This is a genomic window from Microcoleus sp. A003_D6 (assembly GCF_036702825.1).
Lineage (GTDB): Bacteria > Cyanobacteriota > Cyanobacteriia > Cyanobacteriales > Microcoleaceae > Microcoleus.
Genome location: NZ_JAUBWA010000056.1, coordinates 8,515 through 21,297, shown reverse-complemented (window position 1 = coordinate 21,297; position 12,783 = coordinate 8,515). Strand labels below are relative to the sequence as shown.

Here is a 12,783-nt window from a genome sequence, read left to right as displayed (position 1 = left end):
GGTAGATTGCTGTTAAAATTTAGCCCGTACGTTACAAACCTGAGCCAATGAGTGATTCACTCATTGGCTCCTCCTTTGGGTTGTCTTGCAAAGCTGAAATTCATCCCAGCGTTGACGTACTTGCTGATAACAAGCCACCGGGGGATTGCTAAACGTTGCAGCAAATCGATTTCAATTTTACCCTTACGTGTTAGCAGAATGATAATTTCTTGGGTGGGATTGTAAGTTGCAATGATTTGAAGTAAATTGGAGATGGTGGATGGCTCTAATTCCAGTCGTTTCAGATAATCTTTTACCGATAATTCTGTGATGAATTGCAAGTGATGCGGAACCGTATCAGCCTGCCAATTCACAGGTGTGTTGACGGGCATATCGACATCAGAAACCACCGTTCCTAGACCGAGGGTTAAAAATTCATTCCAAGCGGTGTATCGAATGGTCAGCATATTTTGGTGAACGAACAGATTTTGCCAATAGTCAAAGCTACCTTGCCGCTTGTTATCTTCAACTCGCATTCGCTTCCTCGCGCAGAATTTTAGCAGCTTTCACTATGTTTTGCAGCGCGGGAATAGTCTGCAATAAAGAATTTGTTTTTAATTTCCCACTCGAAGATGCTTTTAGGGCTTTTTTGACTTCCCGGTTTTTACCAATCGGAGGATAGCCCAATGTCTCATTTAGAATCGTCATAACTCAACTTACTTAAACGATTAAATTAGTGAAGATTTACAGCAAAAATATACGGAGGCTAAGTTCAAACCAGTACCAAGTATTATGATTTGGAAAGAGTAGCGACTAACTACAGGGAAAGAACTAGCGAGCGGTGGAGTTTCGCCTCGTCTTCACAGTCAGGAATAAACTATTACCTGACTCAAAATCTATCAGGAATGAGTGAATTCCAACAATATCGTTCTAAGTCTATAGAGCGATCGCCATGATACATCAATTTTGAGAATGTTGAATTAACCATCATCTATGCCTCGTAGACGAAAAAGAACAGGTTTGCGATCGGCGGGCCTTCTGACTGAGAGACTCTATAATCTCATCACAGTTGCGGGACAGTGCCGGATTTACGCCGAACTTTCCCCCTTTCCTCCAACGGTTGCTTTTCGTTGCAACCTATTTTTACACAAATATGACGTTATCACAACTCGGGTTTGTTGGTGTAAAAAAACTGTGAAGTTTGTCAGCAGCTTAACAAGTCGCTGCACCTGAAGGCATTAATATGATAGAGGAGGCGTAAAAAGATGTTGAAGGTTGATAACTTTCGATCGCGGTTTTCAGGTGTCCGAAGGTACGCTGTTGTGCATTTAAATTGTATATTTCGAGTCCCGATCGAACAATCGTCAAATCCTCTCCCCCGATCCCCTTCTCCCCCTCTCCCTCTCTAATACCATAGGCAATCTAGATGCAACACAGCTTACACAGCGGTTGGTAGCTCCAGTTTTCACTACAAGCCAATTTTATTAGGGTTGTGCGATCGCGCATCATAGGAAATTAAAACTCATCACCAATTTCCCATTCCCAATTTCCAATTATCAATTCCAATAATTAGCTTAGGAGAGCGAAATCTGCTTGCGTAAAAACAGCCGGCGCGGCTGGCCGAACAGCCAACAAGTCCAATTCCAATCCACTTGTTGCAAGCGATAGCCGGCCTGATAGTACAACTGTCGCGCCGCGTGATTATTTTCCAGAACGTGGAGGTAAATCTCAGAAAATCCCCATTCTCGGGCTGTCTCCTCGCAGTTGCCGAGCAATTGTTGAGCAACTCCCTGTCGCCGGTACTCCGGGTGAACGGCTAAATTCGACAAATAAGGATAGTCAGAACTCGGGATTTGCCAAGGGAAGCGAGAACGCAGAGCCATTTCTATTGTTCCTGTTATGCACTGAGCTCGGTGCGATCGATAATTTTGCGTTCCCGGATCGCGCGAGACTAGCTCAGCAACCAGACAAATGTAATGTTCTGCCTTAGAACGCAGTCGATTTTTTAAATCTTCGTAAATTCCCAAACGCAACACCGGATACACCCATTCTACAAACCCCTGGCGGGAGTGAAAGCTCACGGCCAAAATATCGGCTAGCTGCGTCAAGTCGTTGGACGCAGCCGCCCGGATCGAAAAGCCAGAAATTCCGGGAGTTTGTTGTTCGTGAGAGGGTGAGGAAAAAAAGGAAGGATTCACAATTCCAGGTCACTATATTAATTTTTTTACACTGGTTTCTAAGCTGCCCCTCTTAGAAACTTCACTGAGGTTATACCGATCTTATAACGTAACTTATAGACATAATGTATTAGCCAGATTAAATCACCTTTTTTTGTGCTTGACTTTAAGTAGTATCTGATGTAAATTGGAAAATTAAAGCATTTAATACTCTAGTTAAGCTCGATAAAAACTCATCCCCTAATACTAGATTTCTGGGTAGGGGGAAAGGTATTAAAAACAATCAAAAAGGTTTTAACGTCAGGTTCCCGGAATCCTACCGCTCTCTGCTTGCGGAAATACCGATCGAATATAATTTATCCGTCAAGCGGTAATTGAAAAACTCAACGACTGGCCAGAATAAAATCGGCCGCGCTCGCGCGTCGGAGGTTCATCGCCGACCTGAGAGATCGGCAACCCAGCTTTCAGCAGTTCTGGGCAATCAGCAAGCCCGTCCCCGATCGAACCGGCCTTACCTGTTGCGCCCGGGGGTACTCTCCCAAGTGTCCAATTTCAATTTGGATGCCTGGAAACAGTCTGCGGGGATTTTCCCCCCATAACGGAGCGATATTGTGCCGCGATACTGTGCCGCGATACTGTGCTGCGGGCGATCGAGACCTTCAAAACCTCGATCGAGCTGATTGACCCCGCCCAATAACCGATACGGTACCACGTACACTCGTCGTGGAGAGATCGAAATTTTAGACCCTAGTTCCTGCTCCCAGATTCATCTGTGCAGTAAATCTAAAATCTAAAATCTAAAATCTAAAATCTAAAATCGACCGATAGGTTTCCACAAAGTACATCCCTAGCTAAGATTAACAGATAGAGGGTCAAGCTTGCGGTGTTTCGCCGCAGTAATTGGCTTGTCGAAGGCGTGCAGGAGGCACAAAAAATGTCGAGATCGGGGGAAAAAGTGCAATTCTCACTCAAATTGTACAGCAATTGCGCCACTCGCACTCAAAGCCTCTGTTGTGTGTCATCCACTGCCGAATATCACTCAGGGGCCCTATCGACGGCGATCGGGCGGTATCCTTGCCGGACTGTTAAAGTTGCTGTCATCTTGAGAAAGAAAAACACAGCCGAAGATGGCGGTTGTCTATTGTATCGTGCTGGGGGCAGTTTTCTCATACCAAATAAAACAGGCAAAAGCTGCCAGAAGATCGCATAAATTTGGCAAATCAACTCACAATCAGGACGGTTATTCCTATGTATTATGAGATATCCAGACGGCAGTTAAAAGTGCCGGATTCGTGTTTCCTCTTCTGGGCATAGAGGTGAGGGGTCAAGGGCACTTCCCGCGAGACGAGTTTATGTGAATATCATTAAATAATAAAATTGGGGTGCACGACAGATAACTGTGGCTTTTGAAGAATTCCGAATTGAAAACCCACAAATCAAAAATCAAGGTTGATTCTTGCTTCTGCTTGCCTCACAACAATTTCAAATTCACGAATTATTGTGATTTAAGCAACAGAAATCGGCGAATTATTCCTTTCATCAGACTTATTAAATCGAACAGCCCCGGGGCACAGGAGAACGGTGCATGAATTCCCAAGAAAATCCTAAGTTAAAAATTCTGATCGTCGATGACGAACCGGATAACCTCGATTTGCTTTACCGCACCTTCCATCGAGACTACAAAGTGCTCAGAGCTGAATCTGGCCCCGCCGCCCTCGAAATTTTGGCAAAACAGGGAGAAGTTGCCGTGATTATCTCCGACCAGCGAATGCCAAAAATGAGCGGTACGGAGTTTCTCAGCCTGACGGCGGCTCAATACCCCGACGTGATCCGAATTATTTTAACTGGCTATACAGATGTTGAAGATTTAGTAGAAGCTATTAACGCTGGCAAAGTATTCAAATACGTTACCAAGCCTTGGGATGCTGAAGAACTCAAAACTCTTGTCAGTCAAGCTGTTGATACTCACAATATCCTGAAAGCCCGCACCAATGAACTGCGCAGGGCTCTCTCGCAAGAATCGCTCCTTTATGCCGTTACAAATACTATCCGATCGGCTCCCAATTACCAGCAAATGCTGCAAAGAATTGTGGAAAGCGTGGCGCAGATGTTTGAGGTGAGTTGCTGTCTGCTGCGGCCGTTCCAAGACGGTCAGGTGGCCGATGAGTGGTTCGTTTACCAGAAGGACGATGCTGAAGCCAGACCCGGAGATGATGCAGCAGCCGAACTGTCCCCGGATTTGCTGCGGGATTTGGTTTGGGAAACTCGGGAGGTGGAGGTGATTCAAGATGCCCAAACTGACGATCGAGTTTTAAACTGGAACAATTCGCAGCGGCAGCAGGCTTACCAAGCTGCGAATATTCGATCGAGCTTGATCGTACCGCTGTTTTACAAAACGGAACTGATGGCTGTCTTGGCGCTGCACCAGTTCGATCGACCGCGCCTGTGGGAAGACCACGAGGTACAGTTGGTAATTACGGTAGCCGACCAAGCTGCTTTGGCGCTTTCTCAAGCCCGGGCTTACGAAAAGGTGCGAGCCCTGGCAAAGCGCGAGGCATTAGTCAATACTATTACTACGGCAATTCGATCGAGCCTCGACCCCCAAAATATTTTTGCAGCCATTACTCAACAGCTCGGCCAAGCTTTGCAAGTTGACGGCTGCGCCTTATCTCTGTGGACAGAAGATGATGAGTACGTCCAGTGCGTGGGGCTCTACGACACCGCTAGGGATACCGTGGCTGTAGAACAAGGTTTTAACCATCCAGAGGTAGTTGGGAACCCTCCAAGCCCTGATGTGGCTTCTGCTATTGCTGCTGGGAACGCTCGCGGCTGGGTTTTTGCCCATCCTTCCCTACCGCAGTCTTTGGTACCGATTCGGGGCAATCCGGTGTTGCTGCAAGTAATGGTATCAAAAGAGCCGGTGGCGATCGAAGACCTCAACGAACACCCCGAGTTAAATGTTACAGAAGTGCAACTTCGATCGCCCGCCCGCGCCCTGTTAGTCGTTCCCTTGCTCTCAGAAGGCAAAATCATCGGCAGCATTTCCCTGCGCCAAAATGGCAGCACCCGCCGCTGGAACCTCTCAGACATTGACCTGGCTCAAATTGTAGCAACTCAAGCTGCTCTGGCGGTGCAGCAGTCGCGCCTCTACCAGACTACCAGACAGCAGGCAGAACGGCTTCTAGAAGCCGATCGGCTCAAAACCGAGTTTTTCCAAAATATCTCCCACGAATTCCGCACCCCTCTAACACTAACTATCGGCCCTCTAGAATCAGCTTGCGGCCGCAAAGAAGACTTGCCCTACGAACAAGCCGTAATCGCTTTGCGAAATTCCCGCCGCCTCCTGCGCTTGGTAAATCAACTGCTGGACTTGCAGCGTCTCGATGCCGGACGGATGCAGCCGAGTTTTCGCCCCTGCGATTTAGTCGGTTTCTGTTACTCCACCGCAGAGTCGTTCCGCGCCTACTGCGAGAAAAAAGGACTGCACTTAATTACCCAACTGCAAGAATGTCCTTTACTTTATTTGGATATTGAAAGATTTGACAAAGTTATTTACAACCTGCTATCAAATGCTGTCAAATTCACCCCAGAAGGGGGAAATATCACCCTGACAGTTGCATCGGCCGGCGCTCACTGCTTGTTGCAAGTAAAAGACACCGGCATCGGCATTCGCACCGAACAAATTCCCTATTTGTTCGAGCGCTTTCACCAAGCCGAAGGTTCTGCCAGCCGTTCCTACGAAGGCAGCGGTTTAGGTTTGGCACTTGTCAAAGAATTAGTCGAACTCCACGGCGGTCAAATTTCCGTCGAGTCAGTTTACGGCGAAGGTACTACTTTTAGCGTTTGGCTGCACTTCGGTTCGACTCACTTGCCCCCAGAACAGGTACTAGAAATACCTGCGGAGTTTCACTCATCCAAAGCTTCAGTGGAACTGGCAGATGTTGAGTCTGATTTCTCGGAAAATGAGGCAGAAAATCAGAATTTTGATGCTCTCGAACCGATAAGTTCAGAAACAGCAGTGGGCACGGTTCTGGTGGTTGACGACAATCCCGATTTGCGCTTTTATGTGTCGGGAATTCTGCGAGATTCCGGCTTTGCAGTTCTGCTCGCTCGCAACGGACAAGAAGGATTTGCCGTGGCAAAAAACCGCCGACCGGATTTAATTGTAACGGATTTGATGATGCCTTTGGTATCGGGTTTGGATTTGATTCGGATGATTCGAGAGGATGAAGAATTGCAGGGAACTCCGGCAATTTTGCTGACTGCTAAAGCGGACGAAGATACTCGAATAGAAGGAGTAGAACGGGGTGCTGACGCTTATTTGTCCAAACCTTTTAACGATCGCGAATTGTTGGCGGAAGTGCGGAATTTGATCGCCCTCAAACAAAATGAGCGCCGAGTCCAGCAGTTGAACAGTTATTTAACTGAGTCGGTGCTGCGCCGATTTTTGCCGCCGTCGATGGTGAAGGCGGCTGCTGCTGGAGATTTGGCCCTGGATTTGCGCCCGGAACCGCGATTGATTACTATTTTGTTTAGTGATATTGTCGGTTTTACTGAAATGGCAAATACGCTGCGATCGCGCCGGGTAGCCGAGCTGTTGAATGAATATTTGGCGGCAATGACTAAGGCTATTTTTGACAGCGGCGGTACGGTGGACAAGTTTGTCGGAGATGCGGTAATGGCTTTCTTTGGCGCGCCGGAGGAACTAACGCCTAACGAGCAAGTACGCCGCGCTGTTGCTGCTGCAAGGCTTATGCTGCAATCTCTGAATGAGCTTAACAAGGGCTGGTTGGAGCAGGGAATTGTGGGGCAAAATGGGGTGAATCCGGTGCGGTTTCGCTGCGGAATTCACCAGGGTACTGCGGTGGTGGGGATGTTTGGCGGCCCCGACCGATCGGATTATACTGCGATCGGGCCGAGCGTGAATATTGCCGCCCGCTTGCAAGAAGTGGCGGAACCAAACACAGTGCTGATTTCGGCGGCGGTTGCAGATTATGTTGAGGAAGGTCGAATTGTTAAATACAAGCCGCTGAAACTAAAAGGAATTGATGAAACGGTCTTGACTTTTGTACTCAATTGTGATTAGTTGTTGGTTATTTGTGGTTGGTTATTTGTGGTGGGTTATTTGTGGTGGGTGATTGGTTAAATCGAGTCAGAGCGATCGCTTATATTTATTGTTTAATACGAGTGATTGTTGAGTGCGAGCTTCTAACTCGCGAGCTAGAAGCTCGCACCAATCCTCCATACTTCGACTGCGCGCTACTACAAATTTCTAATTCCCAATTCCCAATACTTCAGCTACACGATCCTACTTCCAATGCCCAATTTCCAATATTTTTAAAGTGACAAAAACTACTCACAAAAAATCCTCTAACTATCCCTTTGACGGTTTATCTTTGGACGATCGCAATCCCGACTTCATTCAATTTTTGCTGCCAGTCTGGGAATGGCTGTACCGCTACTATTTTCGCGTACAAAGCGACGGCTGGCACCACGTCCCCGCGAGCGGAAAAATGCTCGTTGTCGGTTCTCACAACGGGGGAATAGCCGCTCCAGATATGTTTATGTTCCTATACGAATGGTTCCGCAGGTACGGTACGGAACGCTTAGCCTACGGATTGATGCACCCCACGGTTTGGAAGGTTTCGCCAGAGATTGCTAGCATGGCGGTTCAGTGCGGCGCCTTGAAGGCGCATCCGAAAATGGCGATCGCAGCTTTGCGAAAAAATGCCCCGGTTCTCGTCTATCCGGGCGGCGCAGAAGATGTTTTTCGCCCCCACCACTTGCGCGATAAAATTTACTTTGCCGGACGCAAGGGATTTATTAAATTAGCATTGCGAGAAGCAGTGCCAATTGTACCAATTATATCCCACGGTGCCCACGATACTCTGATAGTTTTGGCGGATTTTTACGAACAAGCAAAGCAATTGCACGAATGGGGAATGCCGTGGTTGTTGGGCATCGATCCGGTGGTATTTCCGGTATATTTGGGATTGCCTTGGGGATTGGGTATTGGGCCTTTGCCACATCTGCCTTTACCCGTGCAAATTCGGACTCGCGTGTGCGAACCGATTGTATTTGAGAGGTACGGTAAGGAAGCGGCGGGCGATCGCGATTATGTTGATGCTTGTTTCGATTTAGTTACCGCCCAAATGCAAGCACAATTAGATTGTTTGATTGGTAATTGAGAATTGCAGGACGATCAAATTATTATCGGTTCGATCGAAAATAAGGACGATCTACCTTCTCTTTAGGCTCTTATATGTTAAACTTCCAAAGTTATTAATTGGGCAATTTCTTCAGTTTTAAAACCTAAAGCCATCGGTCTTTGGACTTCTGGGATTATTTGCACATCATAGAGTTCTGTAACTACTCCTTCAAATCGCACCCAGTGAACTATGGCTCCAGTGTTAATATCTATTACCATGATACCGCAGCGCGGTTCGGCATCTTTTTTTGTTAACAATTCATCTAATTCTAAGCCGCTAAAAGTGTTGTCGCCACCTCTGGGTTTGGAGAGTCCAACTATTGCCCAGTTTTGCCAAAAGGCTAGGCCTCGTAAATAGCCGGGACAAAATGCGATCGCATTAAATTTCCCTGTATCTAAATCCACATATCCTAATTCTCCCCTACCAGAATTCAGCACCCACAATTTGTCTTGATACCAGCGGGGTGAGTGCGGCATTGATAATCCTGATACGACAATTTCATTTGATTCTATATCTATCACTATGCCACCGTTTTGCCTGCGATCGCGCCACCCATCCACAACATCCGACTGACTCGATGCTGTCACATATTTAGCTTTCCCCTCCACCATTGCTAAACCGTTGAGGTGACAGCGGTCTTCATTTATATATTGTGAGATAAAGGGTGGTTTCCATAAAGGTTTACAACTGTGGCGAGCGCTCAATGTGGCTAGACAATTGAGTAATGTGCTGATAAAAATTACTTGTCCGCTGCTATCTACAGCTACATCATGGATGTCGATATCGCCTGTAGTGTAGGCGATGCGCGGTATGTATAAGCGATCGTAACCTTGATGTTGTCCTCCCGCAGCTAGCACATTGTCTAATTGCCAGAGTTGATATTTGGAACTGAGGTAAATGCGATCGCCTGTGCAGTAAAGCCCCATTGCGCGATCGAATATGCGCCAAAATGCTGAAATTCTATTAGTTTCTGGCGCAGCACCGATTAACATTAACCGGCTGGTTTGATAGGTAGTGCAAGCAAGGCTGATTTGTTGTTGAGTTAGCCAAGTTGGAAAATCGCGATCGCCAAAAATATCGTGTTCGCTGACTGTATTCAAAACTGATAGGTCATTAAGTGAATCAGAAGTCATATATTTTACAGACAATTGGCGATCGCGATCGCTTACAAACAATATTCTATCTGCTAAAATTATTGCAAATATTCCGGGTGCAACATCTATGTCTCATATAACAAGTGCGATCGCCTTCATCACCTCCGATGTCCCAGACAGCCAAACCCTGATCGATGGCATCCACCAAGGCATCGAAGTCAGCATCCTCGATCCAAATCGCAACGCCGTAGCACAAATCGCCGAAACCCTCAAAGGTAAGCAATACTCAGCTATTCACATTATTTCACACGGTGCTCCCGGCCATCTCCAGTTAGGGAATACAGCATTAAATATTGAAACACTCCCCCAATATACTCAGCAGATACAGCAGTGGCGAGCCAGCCTCACAGCAGACGCATCCATCCTACTGTATGGGTGCAGCGTCGCCGCGACTGTAGGGGCGGGTTCGCCAAAATATTTAACAATCCTCGACAAATTAAATAAACCCGCCCCCACCCCACGAGAAGCTAACCAATTCCTCCATCGCCTCCACCAACTCACAGGAGCAAAAATCGCCGCCAACGCCCACCCGACAGGCAACTGGGCCAACGGAGGCAACTGGGAAATTCAACAACTCATCCCCCCATCCCCCACACCACCCAAACTCCCCTTCACCGAAAGTGCCCTCAAAACCTACAGTGGTATCCTGGGTTTCGCCCCCAAAGTTGACTTCGCCACTGCGAATTTACCCACTTTAGTCAGCATCGACGACATCAACGGTGACGGCAAACCTGACTTAGCAACGGCGAACCGAGGTAGCGCCAGCACCTCCATCTTGCTGAATACCACCACCACTCTTGCCACCACCCCCACCTTCGCCACCAAAGTTGACTTCACCACTGGAACTACCCCCGTTTCTGTCAGCATCGGCGACATCAACGGTGACGACAAACCTGACTTAGCAACGGCGAACTATGGCAGCACCAACACCTCCATCCTGCTGAACACCACCACCACAGGAGCCACCACCCCCACCTTCGCCACCAAAGTTGACTTCCCCACTCTGATTCAACCCAATTCTGTCGGCATCGGCGACTTCAACGGCGACGGCAAACCTGACTTAGCTGTGGCGAGCTTGAACAACACCACCTCCATCTTCCTGAACACCACCACCACTCTTGCCACCACCCCCACCTTCGCCACCAAAGTTGACTTCACCACTGGGCCTAGACCCACAATACTCAGCATCGGCGACTTCAACGGCGACGGCAAACCTGACTTCGCAACGGCGAACCAAAATAACAACACCACCTCCATCCTGCTGAACACCACCACCACTCTTGCCACCACCCCCACCTTCGCCACCAAAGTTGACTTAATCGGTGGGACTACCGCCAGATCAGTCAGCATCGGCGACTTCAACGGTGACGGCAAACCTGACTTAGCTGTGGCGAACTTTGGCAGCGCCAGCACCTCCATCTTCCTGAACACCACCACCACTCTTGCCACCACCCCCACCTTTGCCACCAAATTTGACTTCACCACTGGGAATGGCCCCGCTTCAGTCAGCATCGGCGACTTCAACCGTGACGGCAAACCAGACTTAGCTGTGGCGAACTTTGGTAGCGCCAGCACCTCCATCTTCCTGAACACTACCCCCACAGGGGCCACCACCCCCACCTTCGCCACCAAAATTGACTTCACCACTGGAACTAACCCCATATCAGTCAGCATCGACGACTTCAACGGTGACGGCAAACCTGACTTAGCTGTGGCGAACCAAGGTAGCAACACCACCTCCATCTTCCTGAACAACACCGCTAAAGTCAGCATCGCCGCAGTTACTAATCCCACCGAAACCGGCCTCACCAATGGCACATTTAATATCACCCTCGATACTCCCGCCCCCGCTGGTGGCATAGTCGTCAACTTCGACACCACCGGCAGTACCGCTGCTACTCCTGGGCACTACTCATTTGCGAGTACGAGTACGAATATCACGAATGTTACTGCTAATACTTTCACCATTGCCGCTGGTGCAAGTACCGCTGTCCTCAATGTTGTCCCCTTTGATGATGCTATTATCAACCCAGGGGAAACAGTCAAAGTCAATCTCACTGCTGATACTGGCTTTAACTACTTTCTCGATCCAGTTGCGGCTAATACTACTGCGACACTGACAATTACTGATAACGACTTCCCCACAGTTAATCTCTCAGTTTCTCCAGTCACAAGTACAGAAACCGGAAGTCCAGTAATAACTGTGACTGCAACTGCATCTCAAGCAGTTGTCGGAGATCAAACAGTAAATGTGGCTCTGTCTGGAACTGCCATTCCTGCTGACTTTACAACAATTCCTGCTAGCATTACCATTCCTGCTGGTCAAACTACAGGTTCATTTACCGTCAATGTTAATGATGATGCACTGATAGAAGGAAGTGAAACAGGTACTTTCACAATCTCGACTCCTTCTAGCGGTATCACACTCGGAACTACGACAACTGGTGACGTTGCAATTACTGATAACGACTTCCCCACAGTCAACCTCTCAGTTTCTCCAGTCACAAGCACAGAAACCGGAAGTCCAGTTATCACTGTCACCGCCACAGCATCTCAAGCAGTTGTTGGAGATAAAACTGTAAATGTGGCTCTGTCTGGAACTGCCATTGCTGCTGATTTTATAGGAACAATTCCGACTAGCATTACCATTCCTAACGGTCAAACCACAGGTTCATTTACCGTCAATGTTAATGATGATGCACTGGTAGAAGGAAGTGAAACAGGAACTTTCACAATTTCCACTTCTTCTAGCGGTATCACACTCGGAACTACGACAACAGGTAACGTTGCAATTACTGATAACGATGTAACGCCTTTACCAGAAATTCAAGTATTAGATGGCATAACTGATATTGCCGATGGTACGACAAGTGCGATCGACTTTGGCAGTGCAATTATTGGCGCGACTCTCAACAAAACCTTTACCGTCAACAATCTCGGTACAGCAGTTTTAAACCTCAGCAACCTTACCTTACCAACCGGATTTAGCTTAGTTGGAACCTTACCTGCAACAGTAGCCGCCGGCGGTAGTGCTAATTTGCTTCTTCAAGTAGATACGACAGTAGCCGGAAATAAAACAGGTACGCTGCAATTTGTCAATAATGACAGCGATGAAAATCCCTTTGATTTCCCGATTTCAGCATCAGTCACAACAACAGCATTACCAGAAATCCAAGTATTAGACGGTACAACGGATATTGCTGATGGTACGACAAGTGCGATCGACTTTGGCAGTGCATTAATTGGCGGCACTCTCAACAAAAC

General features: G+C 47.7%; 8 protein-coding genes and 1 riboswitch. Of the genes, 4 read left to right on the top strand and 4 right to left on the bottom strand.

Translation table 11 applies throughout. From position 1 onward, the window contains the following. Positions 1–56: 56 nt before the first annotated feature. The 3 genes from QUB70_RS16810 to QUB70_RS16800 form a co-directional block, all read right to left on the bottom strand. The gene (locus QUB70_RS16810) at positions 57–515 is read right to left on the bottom strand and encodes a hypothetical protein (protein ID WP_332982055.1); all 459 of its coding nucleotides are present in this window, start codon (positions 513–515) and stop codon (positions 57–59) included. Then, positions 505–687: a hypothetical protein gene (locus tag QUB70_RS16805; protein WP_332982054.1), complete on the bottom strand. Its 183-nt coding sequence runs from the start codon at positions 685–687 to the stop codon at positions 505–507. Before QUB70_RS16805 ends, QUB70_RS16810 begins: the two co-directional genes overlap by 11 nt. A gap of 303 nt (positions 688–990) precedes the next feature. After that, positions 991–1,135, bottom strand: a riboswitch (cobalamin riboswitch). A gap of 418 nt (positions 1,136–1,553) precedes the next feature. Continuing rightward, positions 1,554–2,177 (bottom strand): GNAT family N-acetyltransferase, encoded by a 624-nt coding sequence (locus QUB70_RS16800; protein WP_332982052.1) that lies wholly within the window; start codon positions 2,175–2,177, stop codon positions 1,554–1,556. Positions 2,178–2,717: 540 nt separating this feature from the next. On the opposite strand from QUB70_RS16800, the gene QUB70_RS16795 reads away from it, so the two are divergent. The 3 genes from QUB70_RS16795 (at position 2,718) to QUB70_RS16785 (ending at position 8,344) form a co-directional block, all read left to right on the top strand. Beyond that, positions 2,718–2,840 carry a hypothetical protein gene (locus QUB70_RS16795; protein ID WP_332982049.1) on the top strand — a complete coding sequence of 41 codons (123 nt, stop codon included), beginning with the start codon at positions 2,718–2,720 and terminating at the stop codon, positions 2,838–2,840. 901 nt (positions 2,841–3,741) lie between these two features. Next, entirely contained in the window at positions 3,742–7,242 is a 3,501-nt protein-coding gene (locus tag QUB70_RS16790; RefSeq protein WP_332982048.1) for a response regulator, read from the top strand. Between the two features lie 256 nt (positions 7,243–7,498). Then, positions 7,499–8,344, top strand: a complete 846-nt coding sequence (locus QUB70_RS16785) for a glycerol acyltransferase (RefSeq protein ID WP_332982047.1) — start codon at positions 7,499–7,501, stop codon at positions 8,342–8,344. Between the two features lie 77 nt (positions 8,345–8,421). On the opposite strand, the gene QUB70_RS16780 is transcribed toward QUB70_RS16785, so the two are convergent. Then, positions 8,422–9,498 carry a TIGR03032 family protein gene (locus tag QUB70_RS16780; RefSeq protein WP_442927792.1) on the bottom strand — a complete coding sequence of 359 codons (1,077 nt, stop codon included), beginning with the start codon at positions 9,496–9,498 and terminating at the stop codon, positions 8,422–8,424. Between the two features lie 88 nt (positions 9,499–9,586). Here QUB70_RS16780 and QUB70_RS16775 point away from each other — a divergent pair. Further along, positions 9,587–12,783, top strand: a 3,197-nt coding sequence (locus QUB70_RS16775) for an FG-GAP-like repeat-containing protein (RefSeq protein ID WP_332982045.1), incomplete at its 3' end; no start/stop codon positions are given.

Excerpts from the sequence above, each read along its gene's own strand:
- QUB70_RS16810 (WP_332982055.1), bottom strand. The coding sequence starts at position 515 with ATGCGAGTTGAAGATAACAAGCGGCAAGGTAGCTTTGACTATTGGCAA.
- QUB70_RS16805 (WP_332982054.1), bottom strand. The coding sequence starts at position 687 with ATGACGATTCTAAATGAGACATTGGGCTATCCTCCGATTGGTAAAAAC.
- QUB70_RS16780 (WP_442927792.1), bottom strand. The coding sequence starts at position 9,498 with ATGACTTCTGATTCACTTAATGACCTATCAGTTTTGAATACAGTCAGC.
- QUB70_RS16790 (WP_332982048.1), top strand. The coding sequence starts at position 3,742 with ATGAATTCCCAAGAAAATCCTAAGTTAAAAATTCTGATCGTCGATGAC.
- QUB70_RS16795 (WP_332982049.1), top strand. The coding sequence starts at position 2,718 with ATGCCTGGAAACAGTCTGCGGGGATTTTCCCCCCATAACGGAGCGATA.